Raw genomic sequence first — 18,236 nt, forward strand, 5'->3', positions numbered from 1 at the left:
TCTTACACAATTCAGCCACCCTTGCGGTGGCTGAATTTTTTCATAAAACAACAACCGAGGCTTGCGATGGATTTACCAAAATTCAATGAAACATTTATCCCCATTCTTGAAGTTTTAAGCGATGGCGAAATCATCACAGGTCGTGAACTAATTAAGAAAGTTGAAGAACGATTTTATTCACATTTACCAGACGATCTACTTTCAGAAGTAACGAAAAGTGGAGAGCGTTTACTAGAAAATCGAATTGCGTGGGGAAAATCCTACCTAAAAAAAGGCGGATTAGTTCATTACCCACAAAGAGGCCATGTTCAAATCACCGCAAAAGGAAAAGAAGCAAAAGCAGAAAATCTTTCATTAGAGCAAGTACACTCTAATGTGATTACGTTCTACGAGCCGGAAAAATCAGTCAATTCACCAACAAGCGTGATTAGCACCTCTAGCCCGCAAGACTTAATAGATAGCGGCATTGAACAAATCGAACTCAGTGTCAAAAACGAACTACTAGAAAAACTTAAAACCGTAGATCCATATTCTTTTGAGAAAATAATTTTAATTCTGTTAAAGAAAATGGGATACGGCGACTTTATAGAGACATCAAAATCAAGAGATGGCGGAATTGACGGTATTATTAATGAAGACCAGCTAGGTCTAGAAAAAATCTACATACAAGCAAAACGCTACGCAGAAAATAAAGTTAGAGAACCAGACATTCGCAATTTTATCGGTGCGATGAGTGGCGACACAAGCAAAGGCATTTTTGTAACAACCTCCGATTTTGATGAAAACGCTCAAAAAAAAGCAAGAGATGCACACCATACAATTATTCTTGTGAACGGCGCAAAGCTTGTTGAACTCATGCACAAATATAATATTGGCGTTCAAGTCAAAAGCTATTACGAAGTTAAAGTTCTTGATAACGACTTTTTTGAAAGTGAAGACTTATAATTATTTATATTTACGTATAACCACCAAGCCATTGAAAAAGAAAGACTAGAGAGCAATACCCATGACCCCACGCCCACCAATCGCCCTTGGCGAATATCAGCATTACAAAGGCAATCGCTACCACGTGATCGATTTAGCATCGTAGCTCCGATTAGCGCAGCGTAATCGGAGGAACAGTTTGCGTACGATTACGCTGCGCTAATCGTACCTACTTTTCAATGAGCGGCTGCTGTGAGTCGAAAGTCGCGTTTTATGATCAGCAAGTACATAATTAAGCATGTATATGCTTGAAACCATTAATAAATAATCATTAGAGAGCAATACCCATGACCCCTCGTCCGCCACTCGCCCTTGGCGAATATCAGCATTACAAAGGCAATCGCTACCAAGTGATCGACTTGGCGCGCCACAGTGAAACGACCGAATGGATGGTAGTGTATCGGCCACTGTACGGCGAAGGTGCGCTGTGGGTACGACCGTATGCGATGTTCGTTGAGAACGTGGACGTTGATGGGATCGAGCAAGCACGATTTGCCAAAGTGAGCGAATAGGCACAGCCAGAATTGTGCACGACCAAGCCGCACCAGTATCGGGGCGAGCAGCACAGCAACCCTGCGCGGCGCAATCAGCAAATTGCTACCGCCGTTGACCTGAACGGCAAGCTAGGCCGCTGATGAATTCAGATTAATGCCTAGCCAACATCGGATAACTCCACCCAGCAAAGTGCACCAGATTCAGCCCCGCATGCACGGCAATCGCCGCCAGCAATCCACCATAGCGGTATACGGTGCCATAGATTAATCCGGATAGCGTAGCGAGCAATACCCATTGCCAACCACCCGCCGCGTGTGCCAAACCAAATAAGCTGGCAACCAGCACACAAGCCAGCGTCGCCCCATACGGCAGCGCAGACCAACGTGCTGCCAGCTGCGTTTGCAAATAGCCGCGAAAGAACACCTCCTCCGCCATCGCTACCACCAGCACATTATTGGCTAGCCATAGCCAGCCCCACGCTGGCCATTTTGGCGCCCAAGCAATCACGCCCAGCAGCAGAGCCAACGGCAACACCAAGGCCAGCGCAGCCAAGAGCCCCCAAGCGAAACTGCGCCCAACGTCAAACCACGGCGGGCGCTGCGCCATGCTCGGCCAAATCGCCAACAGCGCCAAGCCAATCAGCGCTTTATCTAAATTGAAATACCAAGACCACGGCACCGCACCCGGCGACAAGACTTGTGGTGTAATCAACGCCGGATTATTAAATCCTGCAAACGCATGCAGCGCCAAACCAATACAAGTGAGCAACACCACCCCTTGCCCCACCACAATCCAGCGCTGCTGCGTTTGCCGCAGCAACATCGCCGCGCAAAGCAGTAAAGTCAGCGGCAACAGCACTACCCAAGTCACCCAGCCCACCACTGCCGCGCAAGCAAAGGACATCGCCAATAGCGGCAAAAACACCCAGCGCGATGTGCCCAGCAGCGCGAGTAAAGAGGCCGAACAAAGAAATGCACCAGTTAGAATTTCAAACTTCATGATGGAGGCAAACCAATCAAGGTATTCGCACTTTCAATCGTCAAAAAAAAGCCCAACATCGCTGCTGGGCTCACTATCGAATCGATGCGCTAGGAATTATTTATGCTTACGACGGCGAGCGGCCAACAAGCCCACTAAACCAAGCCCCATCAATGCATATGTTTCTGGCTCTGGAACAGGCGCAACGGCAACTGAAATATTACTAACCGCAAATGATTCATCAGAACCACCTTGCCAAATTGGGCCGTTAGCGAACCATTCAACTTTCAGCTTGCCACCCGTCACCAATAAATTTTGGAATGTTGGCTGTATACTCATATTGTAAATACTGGTTCCCCATCCTGATCCTTGCTGAATCACACTACCTGCAACAGGGTGAAAGCTAGTATCAGCACCAAAATGATCAAAGACCTCTGAGAATACGAGACTATCATTTACTTTCACATTAAAACGATCAGGCCCCCAACCATTGTTGCCATCCCACGAACCAATAATATTTAAATCAAAACCAAGATTGACTAAACCCGTTGTTGGTAAATTATTCAATTCCAATACAAACGAGTTATCACTCCAGTGGCTTGTTACATCACTATAAACCGTTGTAAATGCTGCATTTGAAGCGCCAGCAGAAGCACACAAAGCCAAAGCAAGTAGCGTTTTTTTCATCTCAGTCATCACCCTTTTATATGTCTATGTATTAAGAGCCGTCAATTCTGAGTTAGAACGCCTCAAAATGGCAACAAAACATCAGAATTAAGTCAGCAATTTGTAACAAAAGTCACAAAGCAATTACGAGACAGGCTTTTAAAAGCGCATTTGCTACATCACACCTGCTTTACTGTGTGGCAATAACGCATCCAAGCCCCTTACAAAACAAGCAGCCGAGCGCAAGTCGATACGATCAAAAAACGGCAGCTATTTAAAAAACGTACGATGCATCGCGCGCAACCCAAAAAAAACCGCCAGCATTCATCTGGCGGTGTTGAGCGATGACGGTGCCGTTGTCAGATTGCGCCGCCGATGGTTGCCTTAGGCAAAGCGTTGTTCCAAATACTGAATAATACTGCTCGATTCATACATCCATTGCACTTCGTTGTTATCTTCGATGCGTAAACACGGCACTTGCACTTTACCACCCTGCTCGGCCAGCACCGCTTTATGCTCGGCTTGTTTGGCATCGATGATTTTGATGTTCAGGCCTTGCCGGCGCAGAGCACGGCGCACTTTGACGCAAAAAGGGCAGGCTTCGTATTGGTAGAGGGTGATCGTGCGGGTTTGTTGATCCAACCAAGCTTGGCGCTCCGCCGAATGCTGTGCTTTTTTCGGCGCAAATACGGCGTTTAAAATCAGGATAAGGCGGCCGATGAGCCAACGTAGTGCGCGCATGAATGTCTCGATATTTCAGTAATTTAAGGCGGGCGATTTTATCCAATCGTGGGCGATTGGGCTATGGGTTTGTTGGGGTGGGATACCGATTGCGTCCGAGTTCTCTCAATGTGAGTCGCGCTGATGCCGCGCGGCACCCACCTTATCTTTGCTTCGCCAAAGAAAAGTAGGCCAAAGAAAACAAGCCGAAGGCGCAGTTTCTGCGAAGCTAAAGGCGACCCTAGTATCTGCGCGGGCTACGCCCGTTCCCTCGCTGCGGACAATCGAGGCGGTTGCGGTCAAAACTCGGCCTGCGGCCTCAAACATTGACCACAAAAACCCCGCCCCGCTTGTTCCTCGCTCGGCTTGATACAAGGGATCTTGCGTAGCTCAACGAGGTTTGAAATTAAGTCGATGTATTGCCTTCTGGGCACTGCTATTCATTGGCTACGATTAAATACATCTACACCTTTACCAATAAACTTGTCATTCCGGTGCAGGCCGGAATCAAGCGACAATGTAATGTCAGCACCAGCCAGAAACCAAGCACACCATTGGTGGAATCATGGTTTTCCATCCCGTCTAAGCGCACCGAGTGCGGAGCGAGACGAACAGTTTTATCGTTTGGCTCGCGACAATCGAGGGCATCGGGGACCGATGCGCGCCCGGGGCTCGTTTTCTTTGGTTCGTTTCTTTTGGAGAAGCAAAAGAAATGAACCTGCCGCGGGCAGCCCCCGCCCCAAAATCGACGCGGCGCAGCCGCATAAAACAAAACCGCCAGAATCAATCCGGCGGTTTGTTCATCGCAGTAAACGTTGGGCAGCGCAAGCTTAGCCCAACTTGCTGCGATTTATATTATTTGAAATCTTTAAGTGAACCAGCAAATACCCGGCCTTGACCACCAAGAGGCGTAGCAACATCAGCCATCCTCTTTAAACTACTTGCGACATCAGCCCGAAATGAATTAGATATTGCAATAGATTTAGCCATTGCGAGCCGAGACGACGCCGCCTTTACTTTATCAGATGCTTTCATCAAAACTCTCACTTTAGTCGCAAAAAAGGCTACGCAGGATTTTACGTAGCATTAGACGATTTGTTACTTAAACATACATATCCAAATCGTCCTTGCCTAAATATACCAATCCATCGATATTCAGGCAATCTGTTTCACAATCAGACGGGATTATTCCCGACAATCGTTACAAACCTCCACGATAAAAAATAGTGTTACTGTCTGCGTCAAAGTATGCATCTTGCCCAAATTTTAAGTACATCGCATGTAACTCAGGCAAGGGATCTTTAACTCCTATAGATATGGATGCTTCAGAAACATTTTGTATAAGTGAATGTGTAGTTTTAGTGACCGCAAGCGCAAAATTTGCACCCAACAAGCATTTAGCTTCCAACGGACAGTTTTCAAACCTCTCTACGTGAGACAGCAAAACTGCTTCGTTTTTATAAGCAACTTGGAACGCATAAACCGCCTTAACATTTGCAGGGTGAAACACTCCATATGCAGCAACGTCACGAGCACCCTTGGCTCTCTTAATCACTCCTTGCCAGTTCAAGCAACTGTCATCTGGAATATTGTTAAAACTAAGTCGTTTAAATGTAAATCCAAGGGCAATAAGACTTGGATAGAAATCAACCGTAACATCAATACCTAACTGAACAAATTCCTTAAACTCATTCGGTTCAAAATCCATTTGATCTCACTTTCGAGCAATTCTGATGCGATTAATTGATTTTAAATGAACAAGGCCGACACACTGCCGGCCTTGTTCATATTAATCCCAGCTCAATGCCCCACCCGTTTGATATTCCGTCACGCGTGTTTCAAAGAAGTTTTTCTCTTTCTTCAAATCAATCATTTCACTCATCCACGGGAATGGATTGGTGACGCCGGGGAATAATTCATTCAAACCAATTTGCTGCATCCGACGATTGGCGATGAAACGCAGATACTCTTTAAATTGCGCCGCATTCAGGCCCAATACCCCACGTGGCATGGTGTCTTCGGCGTAGGCGTATTCCAACTCAACCGCTTTGCGGAATAAATCGGTGATTTCGGTTTTGAAGGCTTCGGTCCACAATTGTGGGTTTTCCATTTTGATCGAATTGATCAAATCGATACCGAAATTGCAGTGCATCGATTCATCGCGCAGGATGTATTGATATTGCTCAGCCGCGCCGGTCATTTTGTTTTGACGGCCTAGCGCCAAGATTTGTACAAAGCCGACGTAGAAGAACAAGCCTTCCATAATGCAGGCAAACACGATGATCGAGCGCAACAAGGCTTGGTCGGTTTCGAGCGTGCCGGTTTTGAAGGCGGGGTCGGTCAATACGTCGATAAACGGCATCAAGAATTGATCTTTATCGCGGATCGATTTGATTTCGTTGTAGGCGTTAAATACTTCGCCTTCGTCCAGACCGAGCGATTCAACGATGTATTGATAAGCGTGGGTGTGAATCGCTTCGTCAAACGCTTGGCGCAGCAAGAATTGGCGGCATTCTGGCGAGGTGATTTGGCGGTAAGTACCGAGCACGATGTTATTGGCAGCGAGCGAGTCGGCGGTAACAAAAAAGCCCAGATTGCGTTTTACAATCCGCATTTCGTCTTCGGTGAGCTGGCCAGTTTTCCATTGCTCGATGTCGCGCTGCATATTCACTTCTTGCGGCATCCAGTGGTTGGCACACTGAGCAAGGTATTTTTCCCAAGCCCATTTGTGTTTGAATGGCACCAGTTGATTGACGTCGGTAGTGCCGTTGATGACGCGCTTGTCGTCGGCGCTGATGCGTTTGGCAGTCGTTGCGGCGCTCACCGCGCTCGTGCCTTGCGGGGCTGCGGCTGGGCGGGTGATGATGTCTTCATCGAAACTAAGCATGGTGTTTCCTTTCTATTAAACTATCGTATTGCTATTGAACAGTCGTGGCTGCATTGAACGGCCGCATGATGATATTGCTAAAATCGGTGACGCCTCGACGGGTCTCTAAATCAAAAAAATCTCGTTCTAGGTTTTGGCTTAATTCCACCACCGAACGAAGACTCATATTCACGTGGACTTGGCCCAGATAAACTACTTCGCCTGCGGCAAGGTGAAACGGCTGCTGAATCGCAACGTTCACGGTTTCCAAATTGGACGACTGAATACCTTCGCGTAGCCATGAGCCAGTGGCATTGCTCACCATATAATCACCCGCTGGCAGCGGCAGCACCAACACGCGACCACGAACATTCTGGGTATTGCCCACTTGCACGCCTAAAGGTCGAAACGAAAACGACAAGCGGCGAGTATTTAAGTAATTAGGATCGCTCGGCGCACGAATCAAATCGGTACCCAGAGCGATTTGCTCGCTGATTTTCCCTGCGGGGCCATCGATGTGCAAAGCAAGCTCGGCTGATCGCTCATTAAACGACTGAGCCGTGAGCGCGATAATCGCGATGCCCTGCCCCGCTGGCGGGCTAAGGCGCCCTTGCTCCACCACTACTGGCGCAGGCGTACTGGCGCAACCCGCAACAACTAAACTCAATCCAAGCACGAGGCTTTTCCACATCTTTTAATTCCTTTTTTCATTCACAAGACGGCGATACATTCAACCCGCTTTGTTTCTTTATCTCACAGTGGCTGCATTGAGCGGCCGAATAACGATATTGCTCACATCAGTTACGCCACTGCGCGCTTTTAAATCAAAAAAATCACGCTCGATGTTTTGGCTAAACACGGCATCAGAGCGGAAATTCATATTCACATGCACTTGGCCTAAATAAACCACTTCATCAGCGGCCAAGTGAAAAGGCTGCTGAATTTCAACATTGATAAACTCGCGCATGAACAATGAACTCGAGCTATCCCGCCGCCATGAGCCCGTTGCATTGGTGATCATGTATTGCCCCGCTGGCAACGGTAAAACCAAGAGTCGGCCAGTTGAATTGTGCGTAATACCTGGGGCACGAATAAAGTCAGTCGACAGGCGCATAAACGATGAAGTTCTGCCCGCTGGACCACTGATATGCAAGGCCAAATCAGCCGTATCGTCGCTAAACGATTGTGCGGTCAGCGCAATAATCGCAATCCCCTGACCCGGTGGCGGCGTTAAACGCCCATTTTCCACCGGGGGGCGCATGCTAGCACAGCCTGCGATCACCAAACACAAAACCAGAACCAGGCTTCTCCACATGATTAGCTCCTTGCAGTGCTCACTACTCGCTCAACTTCAGCCTGCCAGTGTGTTTTTTGCTCCGCGCTGAGCCAACTGGCTTCAAAGCTATTCAAAATCAATTGCACAATCTCTGCTTCCGTCAAATCCAGCGCCGCGCGACAGGCCAGTAGATTGGTATTGAGATAACCACCAAAGTACGCCGGATCATCGGAATTAACCATCGCGCACAGACCAGCGTTGAGTAATTCACGAAGATTGTGATCACGTAAATCTTTCACCACGCACAACTTCAAATTCGATAATGGGCATACCGTCAACGGCATCCGCTCGGCCGCCAAACGCTGTACCAATTGAGGATCTTCAGTACAACGCACACCGTGATCGATACGCTTGGACTTGAGTAAATCCAGTGCTTCCCAGATATAGCTCGCAGGGCCTTCTTCACCCGCGTGCGCCACGGCTGGCAAACCGAGTTCAGCACAGCGCGCAAAGAGGCGCGCAAATTTGCTCGGCGGATGACCGAATTCACTGGAATCCAACCCTACACCATCAATCTGCGCCAAGTACGGCATCGCTTGCTCTAGCGTAGCGAAACCATCTGCTTCGGATAAATGGCGCAAGAAGCACATAATCAATTTGCTAGAGATACCCAATTGCTGATGCCCATCAGCCAAAGCGCGATGAATCCCCGCCAACGGCACCGCAAAATCAATCCCGCGTGCGGTATGCGTTTGTGGATCGTAAAAGATCTCGGTATGAACGATATTGTCCGCTTTAGCGCGCAATAAATACGCCCAAGTCAGATCGTAAAAATCTTGCTCGGTAATCAACACCGACGCACCGGCATAATACAAATCTAAAAATGATTGCAAGCTATCAAACTGATACGCCGCGCGCACCGCATCGACATCCGCATACGGCAGCGCCACACCATTACGCGCAGCGAGCGCAAACATCATTTCCGGCTCGAGTGAGCCTTCGATGTGCAAATGGAGTTCTGCTTTTGGTAAGCGGGTGATCAGTAAGTCGAGCGGTTGTTGGGTCACAATCATTCCTATTTGTTAAAGCAAAATTCACCTAGCTGCGTTACTTCGTCTGGCCGTACTACTTGTACTGTCTGCGACAAAGTGCCTTACTAGGCGGCTTTTGCATCAATTGAAAATCGGGATCACCGATATTAAAACGCACTGTTTTCAATGGGTTTTAATATCGGCACCGCAGAGCGATGCTTAGAGTATATCAATGCAGCAGTTATTTAATAATGCCTATATTCAAATACCCCTGCGATATATATCACTTCATTTCTAAATTGTTATGCTCTTATTGCCATTGCAGGCGCTAATGCCGCGCGGCACTTACTTTCTTTGCTTCGCCAAAGAAAGTAAGCAAAGAAAAGCGACCCTGTATCTGCGTCCGGCTACGCCGGATACCCTCGCTGCGGACAATCGAGGCGGTTGCGATCAAAACTCGGCCTACGGCCTCAAACATTGATCGCAAAAACCCCGCCCCGCTTGTTCCTCTCTCGGCTTGACACAAAGGATCCCGTGCAGCCCAACGATAGCAACACAAATAGATGTATTGCCATCAAGAGCTTATTAATAAAAACCCCCGTCCAAGCACACCGAGCACGAAGGGAGACAAACAGCCTTATCGTTTGGCTCACGCCACGCGAGGGCATCGGGGACCGATGTGCGCCTCGGGTCGCCTTTCTTTGGTACTTTCTTTGGCGACGCAAAGAAAGTACCCCCGCCGCGGGAGCGGCACCTAAACGCAGGTGCCGCAGGCACATCACTGATTACTGGCAAGCCTCGCAGTCTGGATTGTCAATCGAGCAGAACTTCGCGTCGGTTGCTGGCGTGCTATCGACAGCCGCCGCAGCAGCAATCGCCGCTTGCGCTGCCGCAGCTGCAAAACCGCCATCCACTGGCACCGCGTTCAACTCACCACCACGACCCGTTGATTTCTCAGCGGCAGTCGCGGCCAGAGTACGCAGGTAGTAGGTAGTTTTCAGGCCGCGCAACCAAGCGTGCTTGTACAACTCGTCCAATTTCTTGCCCGATGCTCCGGCCATATAGATATTGAGCGATTGCGCTTGGTCGATCCATTTTTGACGACGGCTAGCGGCTTCCACCAACCATTTCGGATCCATCTCGAACGCTGTCGCATACAGATCACGCAGGTCTTGCGGAATACGATCGATTTGCGCCACGGAGCCGTCGAAGTATTTCAGATCCGACACCATCACTTCGTCCCACAGGCCGCGCGCTTTCAAGTCACGCACTAAGTGTTCATTGATGACGGTAAATTCGCCCGACAAATTCGATTTAACGAACAAGTTTTGGTAAGTCGGCTCAATGCACGCATCGACGCCAACAATGTTAGAAATCGTGGCCGTTGGCGCAATCGCCAAGCAGTTCGAGTTACGCATACCGTAGGCTGCGATTCGATCACGCAACATCGTCCAATCCAGACGCGAGCTGCGATCCACTTCAAGGTAGCCGCCACGCTCTTCTTCTAGTAAACGCAATGAATCTTGCGGCAAAATGCCCCTATCCCACAAGCTACCTTTATAAGAAGCGTAAATACCGCGCTCTTGCGCCAACTCAGTCGATGCCCAGTAAGCGTGATAGGCCACAGTTTCCATTGAGACATCAGCAAACTCAACCGCACCTTCCGATGCATATGGAATACGTAAGGCATGCAAGCAGTCTTGGAAGCCCATAATACCCAGACCGACCGGACGGTGTTTCAAGTTGGAATTGCGCGCTTTACGAACTGGGTAGAAGTTAATGTCGATCACATTGTCGAGCATGCGCATCGCCACTTTGACTGTGCGCGATAGTTTTTCAGCATCCAACTCACCATTTTTCAAATGGTTGTACAAATTGATCGAACCCAAATTACAAACCGCAATTTCTTCTTCGTTAGTATTGAGCGTAATTTCAGTACACAAGTTCGACGAATGAACCACGCCAACATGTTGTTGCGGGCTACGGATATTGCATGGGTCTTTAAAGGTAATCCATGGATGGCCGGTTTCGAACAGCATCGTCAACATTTTGCGCCATAGGCTTAATGCTGGAATGGTTTTCGCAACGCGCATTTCACCGCGTGCGGCTTTCGCTTCGTAAGCGGTATACGCAGCTTCAAAGGCTTTACCCACTTTATCGTGCAAATCAGGCACTTCGGACGGACTAAACAAAGTCCAATCGGCGCCTTCCATCACACGTTTCATAAACAAGTCCGGAATCCAATTGGCTGAATTCATATCATGCGTACGGCGACGGTCGTCACCGGTATTTTTACGCAATTCGAGGAATTCTTCGATGTCCGCATGCCAAGTTTCTAGGTAAGCGCAGACCGCGCCTTTGCGTTTACCACCTTGGTTTACTGCCACCGCAGTGTCATTAACCACTTTCAGGAACGGCACTACGCCTTGTGATTTACCATTGGTGCCTTTAATGTGGCTATTCATCGCACGCACTGAAGTCCAGTCATTACCTAAACCACCGGCAAATTTCGACAAGAGCGCGTTTTCTTTCAACGCTTCAAAAATGCCATCCAAGTCATCCGGCACTGTCGTCAAATAGCAGCTCGACATTTGGCTATGGCGCGTACCTGAATTAAATAGCGTTGGCGTTGACGACATAAAATCAAAGCTCGACAACACATTATAAAATTCGATAGCACGTTCTTCACGTTGCACTTCATTGAGTGCTAAGCCCATCGCCACCCGCATAAAGAACACCTGTGGCAATTCGATACGTTGTTCATTGATATGCAAGAAGTAACGATCGTAAAGGGTTTGCAAACCCAAATAACCAAATTGGTAATCACGATTATGATCAAGTGCGGCGGCCAGTTTCGCCAAATCAAACTGACCTAACTTTTCATCGAGCAACTCTGCCTCAATCCCTTTTTTGATAAAACGAGGGAAGTAAGTGGCGTAGGTTTCTGCCATTTCTTCGTGACTAGTTTCTGCACCTAATACTTCACGACGAATGGTGTTCAGCAACAAGCGCGCCGTCACTAAGCCATAAGCAGGGTCATTTTCGAGGAAGGTACGTGCAGCCAAGACCGCAGATTTACGTAACTCATCGGCAGAAACGCCGTCGTACACGTTTTTTAGCATTTCAGCCAAAATCACATTTTGGTCAGTGTATTGTTCGAGCCCAGTGCAGGCCGATGCAATCAACGCCTTGACTTTACCTAAATCGAGTGGGCGCTTGCTGCCGTCTTCAAATACAACATGAATATCATGCTGCTCAGCTTCGTTCTCGTGACGAGCAGCGGCTGCTGCAGCACGTTCACGCTGACGCTCATTCCGATACAACACATAAGCACGCGCCACATCATGCTCACCTGAGCGCATCAAAGCCAACTCAACTTGGTCTTGAATGTCTTCAATATGAATTGCGCCACCTTCAGGCTTACGGCGCATCAAGGCTGATACTGCAGCATCGGTGAGCAAGTGCACCTGATCGCGCACCGCGGCGCTGGACGCTGCATGACTACCTTGCACGGCAATAAATGCCTTGGTCAATGCCACCGAAATTTTCGATGGTTCAAACGGCACCACCGAACCATTCCGGCGGATAATTTTGTAGTTGGCGTAGGCAGCCGCATCATGGGTAATGCTGTGTTGTAGCGTGGTATCAGTCATTCGTTCACCAGTAGTGCCTCAAGTCAGATCGTTTATAAGCGACCTACTCTAGCTTGTGGATAAATTTGTGGGTTATTTGTGAAGAAACACTACATCTTGTGTCGCTTCTTGCTTATAGACACAAATACTAGTGTAAAGAGGGTAACTGGTGCAACTGGCGCGGGATGTGATAGTAGATAAACGGTCAAAAATAAATCAGAAAGCCACCGTAACTTAGAATTTACTGGGCTGAATTCAATTGCAATCCAATGACAGGCAGTTGCAAGTTTGCAACAACCGTCATAGATTGCCGCACATCAAGGAATAGCAAAATAAAAGACGGCCTCAGCCGCCTTTCAATCACCGATAAAAGACTAAATTTTAGTGGTGATGACCATGTGCACCATGAACGTGGCCATGCGCTAACTCTTCGCTACTGGCTTCACGAACATCAACCACAGAAGCAACGAAACGAATTGTCATACCAGCAAACGGATGATTACCATCAACGGTCACAGTACCATCAGTCACATCAGTAACACGGAATAAAATCACATCACCAGAAACAGGATCATCCGCTTCAAACATCATACCCACTTCAACTTCTGGCGGAAAAACGTCTTTGTCTTCATCACGCACCAATTCTGGCTCGAACTCGCCAAACGCATCTTCTGGTGACATTGTTACTTCAACGGTGTCGCCAACCGATTTGCCATGCAAAGCTTCCTCAACCAAAGGCAGAATATTGTCATAACCACCGTGCAGGTAAGCAATTGGCTCTTCGGTTTTGTCGATTTGTACACCTTCAGCGTTGTACATTTCATAGTTAATCGTTACTGCGGAATTTTTTGCAATTTGCATCGTGTTTATCCTAGCTGTTTAACAAGGTCTAATATTTCAGCCGCGTGCCCTTTTGGCGTCACGTGGTAGAAAGCATGACGAATAACGCCCGACTGATCAATCACAAACGTCGAGCGGTCTATACCGTATCTTACCACGCCCTTGGCTTCCCATTGATGCAGAGCATGATACAAAGCACTGACTTCACCCTCTGTATCTGAGAGCAAATCAAACTCTAAGCCATGTTCATCCGAAAATGACTCATGCGCCATACAGTCATCCATACTCACACCAAGGATAACAGCGCCATATTTCGCAAATGCTTCAACACGATCAGAAAATTCAATTGCTTCTAAAATACCACCCGGCGTCTTGTCGCCATTAAAAAAATACAACACCACAATTTTTTTATTTAAAAAATCAGCGAGCTGAACCAGCTCCATTTTCGCATCCGGCAAGGCAAATTGTGGTGCGAGATCGCCAGAATTAAGCATAAAGTCTCCAGTCGGTGCGATAATTAGTTATCTTTTTTTTCGTTATAGTCATAAGCCATGCGTAAAACACTATTAGGCAATATTTCCCCCGAAGAATTTTTACGTGACTACTGGCAAAAAAAACCGCTACTCATTCGGCAAGCGTGGACCGACTTTCCTGAGCTAATCGATTTTGTCCGCTTGGCCGAGCTAGCCGCACGCGACGACGTTGAATCAAGACTAATTGAATATAAAAATCAAAGCTGGAAGCTCGAAAACGGCCCATTTTCGAGCGCTAGACTCAAACGACTCGGCGAAACTGACTGGACTATCTTGGTGCAGAATGTAAACCATTTAGTTCCGCATATTTCCGATCTACTCTATCGGTTTAATTTCCTACCCTATACCCGCCTTGATGATTTAATGATTTCCTACGCACCGCCTGGCGGCACGGTTGGCCCACACTACGATTCATACGATGTATTTTTATTGCAAGTGGGCGGGCAAAAACGCTGGCAAATTTCCAGTGACGACGCCAGTGGCTTTATTGAAGATGCACCAATTCGAGTGTTAAAGGATTTTAACCCTGAGCAAGAATGGGTGCTAGAGCATGGCGACATGCTGTATCTGCCACCGAAATACGCCCATTATGGCGTAGCCCTTGAGCCCGGCATGACCTACTCCATCGGTTTTCGCGCCCCTAAAACACAAGAAATCGCGAGTAAATTCCTAGAGTATTTACAAGATGAGCTCTGCCTTGACGGCATCTACGCCGATCCCGACGCGACCGTCACCAACACACCGGCGCAAATTGATCAACAATTTGCCACCCGCATCGGTGATATGCTCAAAAAAGTGACTTGGAACGAAAAAACCATTACCGATTTTATTGGCCGATATTTCTCCGAACCCAAGCCGCACGTATTTTTCGATCAGACAGAAGAATTACTCGGTTACGATGAGTTTGCCGCCACAGTATGTGCGCATGGCATCATGCTCGATCTAAAAAGCCAAATGCTTTATAGCGATGACTGCATTTACATCAACGGAGAAGTAATTGAGACCGAGCCGGACACGTTTGCTGCTTTGCACGAACTGGCCAATCGACGACAACTCGATGCTGGTGAATACGACGACAGCCTGTTAGAAACCTTATTTACATATTATGAATATGGCTACCTTATTCCAATCGTTCCAAAATCCGCTGATTAATCCAACAACAAGCGTAAAGCCATTTGATCGCAAGCAAAACTATCAAATGGCATTTCAAGCAACGCTAGAATTGGCACAGCGTGAATTACTATTATGTGAAAACAACTTTGCCGAGAGTGCTCTAAACAGCAAAGCATGTCATGACGCTTTATGGTCATTTTTTACACAAGCACCATCCAGCCAGCTAAAAATATTGCTACATAGCGCGGATTTTCTAGCCGCGCACTGTCCGCGCTTGCTGCAATTGCGTGATCAATTCGGGCATCGGATTGAAATTCGGCAAATCAGCGAAAGCGAGCGCAGCTTTGATAAGGGCTTTATCATCGCGGACCAACAGTATTTTTTACAACGCCACCATCACAGCAGTTACCGTGGCGAGTACGGAGCAGAATCACGCACCGTCGCTTTGTTGCAACACGATTTTGACTTACTATGGGAACAAGCTAGCCCACCAGATGGCTTGCAACGCCTTTATTTATAAGACTGTACACAGCGTTACACGAAGTATCGAGATTCAATCTAAATACCCCCCACTTTTACCAGTACAGCACTAGCCAAGGACAAAGACTGTGCTTAGAATTCGTCCTGTCGCTTGTCACAACAAGCAAAAATATATAGTGAATGAGCATTTTGCTGGTTCACTTTAAATACCAAACCACTTTTTAGCTAAAAGGCCTTTAAAATGAAAAAATCTCTATTGCTTGCTGCTTTGTTCGCTGTTGCTTTGTCTGCTTGCGGCAAAAAAGAAGAAGTAGCTGCTGATGCAGCTTCTGCTGTTGTTGAAGCAGCTTCTGCTGTTGAAGCGACTGCAGCTTCTGCTGTTGACACTGCAGCTTCTGCTGTTGTTGAAGCAGCTTCTGAAGTTGCTTCTGCTGTTGAAGCTAAGTAATTAGCCTCCAGCCGTAGAGAAAACCGACCCTCGGGTCGGTTTTTTTACGTCTATCGCACAGGTTTACCCCGCACCCCAGCAAATCTCACCTCGAAGCGGCATGCAAGCATGGCCTAGCCGTGCTACGATTGCCTATCATTTTTTAACTGCTCAACTTCAACATTATCAGCATAACAATGCAATTAAATGCCTGAATTTTAAGCAAGTATAGCCATCTAAGCATTACAAGGAATAGCTCTGTGACCGATACCCACGTGAATGTAGATCAAACTGAAATCGAAAAATTTTCGGCTCTCGCACATAAATGGTGGGATAAAACCAGTGAGTTCAAACCACTGCATGAAATTAATCCGCTACGAGTCGGCTTTATCGATCAATACGCGGGCATCAGCGGGCAGAAAATTCTTGACGTTGGCTGCGGCGGCGGCATTTTGGCCGAAGGCCTTGCCGAACGCGGCGCACAAGTTACCGGCATCGATCTGGCTGAAAAATCTCTCAAAGTCGCCAAACTTCATCTATTCGAATCTGGGCTTACTGTTGATTACCAAAAAATCCCCGTCGAAGAACTCGCCGAGCAACACCCCGAATCATTTGACATCGTCACCTGCATGGAAATGCTCGAGCACGTCCCGTCCCCCGCCAGCATCGTCGCCGCCTGCGCGCGCCTTGTGAAACCGGGTGGCTGGGTGTTTTTCTCGACACTGAATCGGAATCCCAAGTCGTATTTACTCGCCGTTGTTGGCGCAGAATATGTACTGAACATGCTCCCACGCGGCACACATGACTATGCCAAATTCATCAAACCTTCCGAATTGGCACGCATGACGCGCAGCGCCGGGCTCGATACCGTTGCACTCACCGGTATGACTTACAATCCAATCACAGATATTTATAAACTCACCGATGATACCGACGTAAACTACATCGTCGCCACACGGAAGACGCTCTAATGAACTCGCACATTCGCGCGGTATTGTTTGATCTGGATGGCACACTAGCCGATACCGCACCCGATTTAGGCGCGGCACTCAATCGCCTTTTAATCGAAAAAGGCCAAGCGCCACAACCCTACTCCGCAATCCGACCACTGGCCAGCCACGGCGCCCGTGGGCTAATTGAACTCGGTTTTGGCATCACACCGAATGACACTGAGTTTGCTGCGCTGCGCGAACGCTTTCTCGACCTCTATGAGCAAAGCATTTGCGATGAAACCATTTTGTTTGACGGCATTCATGAACTCATCGAACAAATCAATGAGCGTGGCTTGGCTTGGGGCATTATTACCAATAAACCGATGCGCTTTACTGACCCACTAGTTGAATTACTCCCCCTACCTATTGCGCCACAGACCTGCGTTTCCGGTGATACGGTCGGCATACCCAAGCCTAATCCAGCCCCCATGCTGCATGCTGCTGCGCAACTGGGGATCGACCCCGCGCATTGCCTATATGTGGGTGACGCCGAGCGCGACATTGAGGCGGGACGCGCCGTTGGTATGCAAACGGTACTTGCTAACTACGGCTACATCAGCGAAACCGACGACACGCCCAGCTGGGGTGCAGATATAAAAATCGAACATCCACTGGAACTACTAGCCCATTTACCGCTCAAACAGGTATAATCGTTTTTCTTCTTACGCAGAAGACCACTATCGGGGGTGCTTTTGGTTTCGACAGGGGTTGCAAAGCGGATGGGGGCATGTCGGGGTCTCAGATGCCCGTAAAAACAGCTGAAAATATATAGTCGCAAACGACGAAACTTACGCCCTAGCAGCTTAATGCTCTAGGCTCTACGCCACAGGGTCCATCGGGTGGGTTGGGAAACCAATAGTAGAGTCATTAAGATGGAATCGCCTTAGCTTGGGTTACTTAAGTTAAGGTTAAATTAAGGTAACTCGCCTTCCTCAAGCCTGCCCATCGGCGTGAACGGAGGTTAAAACCCAAATGAGAAGGCTAAACATGTAGAACTCACTGTAGAGTGCTTCTGGACGGGGGTTCGAATCCCCCCACCTCCACCAATTACTTGTTCCACGAAGAGCGTGGAAGTTGTGGCGTTAAGCATAAAGTGTCGGAAACGACACTTTATGCTTTATTTGACGATGCGCCACATTATGCTTTTTTTATTTTATGTGCTAGGCGATGTAGGCCAAGCACTGTTGCTGCAAATGTAAAAAG

The 18,236-nt window shown here is 47.9% G+C and carries 19 protein-coding genes and 1 other RNA gene; 8 read left to right on the top strand and 12 right to left on the bottom strand.

From position 1 onward, the window contains the following. Positions 1-66 precede the first annotated feature (66 nt). Both GM173_RS05690 and GM173_RS05695 read left to right on the top strand, forming a co-directional pair. Positions 67-945, top strand: coding sequence for a restriction endonuclease (locus GM173_RS05690; RefSeq protein ID WP_203570403.1), 879 nt, complete (start codon positions 67-69; stop codon positions 943-945). A gap of 326 nt (positions 946-1,271) precedes the next feature. Further along, positions 1,272-1,496, top strand: coding sequence for a DUF1653 domain-containing protein (locus GM173_RS05695; protein ID WP_203570404.1), 225 nt, complete (start codon positions 1,272-1,274; stop codon positions 1,494-1,496). A 133-nt stretch (positions 1,497-1,629) separates the two neighbouring features. Here the strand turns inward: GM173_RS05695 and GM173_RS05700 are convergent, their stop codons facing one another. The 12 genes from GM173_RS05700 to GM173_RS05755 form a co-directional block, all read right to left on the bottom strand. Further along, the gene (locus tag GM173_RS05700) at positions 1,630-2,478 is read right to left on the bottom strand and encodes a CPBP family intramembrane glutamic endopeptidase (protein ID WP_203570405.1); all 849 of its coding nucleotides are present in this window, start codon (positions 2,476-2,478) and stop codon (positions 1,630-1,632) included. Between the two features lie 96 nt (positions 2,479-2,574). Continuing rightward, positions 2,575-3,144 carry a PEP-CTERM sorting domain-containing protein gene (locus GM173_RS05705; RefSeq protein WP_203570406.1) on the bottom strand — a complete coding sequence of 190 codons (570 nt, stop codon included), beginning with the start codon at positions 3,142-3,144 and terminating at the stop codon, positions 2,575-2,577. A 363-nt stretch (positions 3,145-3,507) separates the two neighbouring features. After that, positions 3,508-3,864 (bottom strand): glutathione S-transferase N-terminal domain-containing protein, encoded by a 357-nt coding sequence (locus tag GM173_RS05710; protein ID WP_203570407.1) that lies wholly within the window; start codon positions 3,862-3,864, stop codon positions 3,508-3,510. A gap of 834 nt (positions 3,865-4,698) precedes the next feature. Further along, the gene (locus GM173_RS05715; RefSeq protein WP_203570408.1) at positions 4,699-4,878 is read right to left on the bottom strand and encodes a hypothetical protein; all 180 of its coding nucleotides are present in this window, start codon (positions 4,876-4,878) and stop codon (positions 4,699-4,701) included. 166 nt (positions 4,879-5,044) lie between these two features. Next, a complete protein-coding gene (locus GM173_RS05720; protein ID WP_203570409.1) occupies positions 5,045-5,551 on the bottom strand; it encodes a hypothetical protein in 507 nt (168 codons plus the stop codon). A gap of 81 nt (positions 5,552-5,632) precedes the next feature. Beyond that, positions 5,633-6,730 carry a ribonucleotide-diphosphate reductase subunit beta gene (locus GM173_RS05725; protein ID WP_203570410.1) on the bottom strand — a complete coding sequence of 366 codons (1,098 nt, stop codon included), beginning with the start codon at positions 6,728-6,730 and terminating at the stop codon, positions 5,633-5,635. A gap of 31 nt (positions 6,731-6,761) precedes the next feature. Next, positions 6,762-7,400 (bottom strand): hypothetical protein, encoded by a 639-nt coding sequence (locus GM173_RS05730; protein ID WP_203570411.1) that lies wholly within the window; start codon positions 7,398-7,400, stop codon positions 6,762-6,764. Positions 7,401-7,457: 57 nt separating this feature from the next. Next, the gene (locus GM173_RS05735) at positions 7,458-8,024 is read right to left on the bottom strand and encodes a hypothetical protein (RefSeq protein WP_203570412.1); all 567 of its coding nucleotides are present in this window, start codon (positions 8,022-8,024) and stop codon (positions 7,458-7,460) included. A gap of 2 nt (positions 8,025-8,026) precedes the next feature. Continuing rightward, positions 8,027-9,052 carry an adenosine deaminase gene (locus GM173_RS05740; RefSeq protein ID WP_308439580.1) on the bottom strand — a complete coding sequence of 342 codons (1,026 nt, stop codon included), beginning with the start codon at positions 9,050-9,052 and terminating at the stop codon, positions 8,027-8,029. Positions 9,053-9,801: 749 nt separating this feature from the next. Continuing rightward, on the bottom strand, positions 9,802-12,669 hold the full coding sequence (locus tag GM173_RS05745; protein ID WP_203570414.1) for a ribonucleoside-diphosphate reductase subunit alpha: 2,868 nt from the start codon (positions 12,667-12,669) through the stop codon (positions 9,802-9,804). A gap of 360 nt (positions 12,670-13,029) precedes the next feature. After that, on the bottom strand, positions 13,030-13,509 hold the full coding sequence (locus tag GM173_RS05750) for an FKBP-type peptidyl-prolyl cis-trans isomerase (protein ID WP_203570415.1): 480 nt from the start codon (positions 13,507-13,509) through the stop codon (positions 13,030-13,032). 5 nt (positions 13,510-13,514) lie between these two features. After that, a complete protein-coding gene (locus tag GM173_RS05755; protein ID WP_203570416.1) occupies positions 13,515-13,982 on the bottom strand; it encodes a peroxiredoxin in 468 nt (155 codons plus the stop codon). Between the two features lie 57 nt (positions 13,983-14,039). On the opposite strand from GM173_RS05755, the gene GM173_RS05760 reads away from it, so the two are divergent. From GM173_RS05760 to ssrA, 6 genes are all read left to right on the top strand, one after another. Next, the gene (locus GM173_RS05760) at positions 14,040-15,173 is read left to right on the top strand and encodes a cupin domain-containing protein (protein ID WP_203570417.1); all 1,134 of its coding nucleotides are present in this window, start codon (positions 14,040-14,042) and stop codon (positions 15,171-15,173) included. Positions 15,174-15,219: 46 nt separating this feature from the next. Further along, entirely contained in the window at positions 15,220-15,654 is a 435-nt protein-coding gene (locus tag GM173_RS05765) for a DUF7931 domain-containing protein (protein WP_203570418.1), read from the top strand. Between the two features lie 201 nt (positions 15,655-15,855). Continuing rightward, positions 15,856-16,062 (top strand): hypothetical protein, encoded by a 207-nt coding sequence (locus GM173_RS05770; protein ID WP_203570419.1) that lies wholly within the window; start codon positions 15,856-15,858, stop codon positions 16,060-16,062. Between the two features lie 239 nt (positions 16,063-16,301). Then, complete coding sequence (gene ubiG / locus GM173_RS05775) at positions 16,302-17,012, top strand: bifunctional 2-polyprenyl-6-hydroxyphenol methylase/3-demethylubiquinol 3-O-methyltransferase UbiG (RefSeq protein ID WP_203570420.1); 711 nt, start codon at positions 16,302-16,304, stop codon at positions 17,010-17,012. Beyond that, positions 17,012-17,683: an HAD family hydrolase gene (locus GM173_RS05780; RefSeq protein ID WP_203570421.1), complete on the top strand. Its 672-nt coding sequence runs from the start codon at positions 17,012-17,014 to the stop codon at positions 17,681-17,683. The genes ubiG and GM173_RS05780 overlap by 1 nt, the downstream gene beginning before the upstream one ends. Positions 17,684-17,715: 32 nt before the next feature. Continuing rightward, positions 17,716-18,079: a transfer-messenger RNA gene (gene ssrA, locus GM173_RS05785) on the top strand. Positions 18,080-18,236 lie beyond the last annotated feature (157 nt).

Source organism: Deefgea chitinilytica (genome assembly GCF_016881405.1).
Classification (GTDB): domain Bacteria; phylum Pseudomonadota; class Gammaproteobacteria; order Burkholderiales; family Chitinibacteraceae; genus Deefgea; species Deefgea chitinilytica.

What these genes read in the sequence shown, in the direction of transcription:
- GM173_RS05745 (WP_203570414.1), bottom strand. Translation starts at nt 12,669, where the DNA reads ATGACTGATACCACGCTACAACACAGCATTACCCATGATGCGGCTGCC.
- GM173_RS05735 (WP_203570412.1), bottom strand. Translation starts at nt 8,024, where the DNA reads ATGTGGAGAAGCCTGGTTCTGGTTTTGTGTTTGGTGATCGCAGGCTGT.
- GM173_RS05700 (WP_203570405.1), bottom strand. Translation starts at nt 2,478, where the DNA reads ATGAAGTTTGAAATTCTAACTGGTGCATTTCTTTGTTCGGCCTCTTTA.
- GM173_RS05730 (WP_203570411.1), bottom strand. Translation starts at nt 7,400, where the DNA reads ATGTGGAAAAGCCTCGTGCTTGGATTGAGTTTAGTTGTTGCGGGTTGC.
- GM173_RS05770 (WP_203570419.1), top strand. Translation starts at nt 15,856, where the DNA reads ATGAAAAAATCTCTATTGCTTGCTGCTTTGTTCGCTGTTGCTTTGTCT.
- GM173_RS05760 (WP_203570417.1), top strand. Translation starts at nt 14,040, where the DNA reads ATGCGTAAAACACTATTAGGCAATATTTCCCCCGAAGAATTTTTACGT.
- GM173_RS05715 (WP_203570408.1), bottom strand. Translation starts at nt 4,878, where the DNA reads ATGAAAGCATCTGATAAAGTAAAGGCGGCGTCGTCTCGGCTCGCAATG.
- GM173_RS05750 (WP_203570415.1), bottom strand. Translation starts at nt 13,509, where the DNA reads ATGCAAATTGCAAAAAATTCCGCAGTAACGATTAACTATGAAATGTAC.
- GM173_RS05705 (WP_203570406.1), bottom strand. Translation starts at nt 3,144, where the DNA reads ATGAAAAAAACGCTACTTGCTTTGGCTTTGTGTGCTTCTGCTGGCGCT.
- GM173_RS05725 (WP_203570410.1), bottom strand. Translation starts at nt 6,730, where the DNA reads ATGCTTAGTTTCGATGAAGACATCATCACCCGCCCAGCCGCAGCCCCG.
- GM173_RS05695 (WP_203570404.1), top strand. Translation starts at nt 1,272, where the DNA reads ATGACCCCTCGTCCGCCACTCGCCCTTGGCGAATATCAGCATTACAAA.
- GM173_RS05710 (WP_203570407.1), bottom strand. Translation starts at nt 3,864, where the DNA reads ATGCGCGCACTACGTTGGCTCATCGGCCGCCTTATCCTGATTTTAAAC.
- GM173_RS05720 (WP_203570409.1), bottom strand. Translation starts at nt 5,551, where the DNA reads ATGGATTTTGAACCGAATGAGTTTAAGGAATTTGTTCAGTTAGGTATT.
- GM173_RS05780 (WP_203570421.1), top strand. Translation starts at nt 17,012, where the DNA reads ATGAACTCGCACATTCGCGCGGTATTGTTTGATCTGGATGGCACACTA.
- GM173_RS05690 (WP_203570403.1), top strand. Translation starts at nt 67, where the DNA reads ATGGATTTACCAAAATTCAATGAAACATTTATCCCCATTCTTGAAGTT.
- GM173_RS05765 (WP_203570418.1), top strand. Translation starts at nt 15,220, where the DNA reads ATGGCATTTCAAGCAACGCTAGAATTGGCACAGCGTGAATTACTATTA.
- GM173_RS05755 (WP_203570416.1), bottom strand. Translation starts at nt 13,982, where the DNA reads ATGCTTAATTCTGGCGATCTCGCACCACAATTTGCCTTGCCGGATGCG.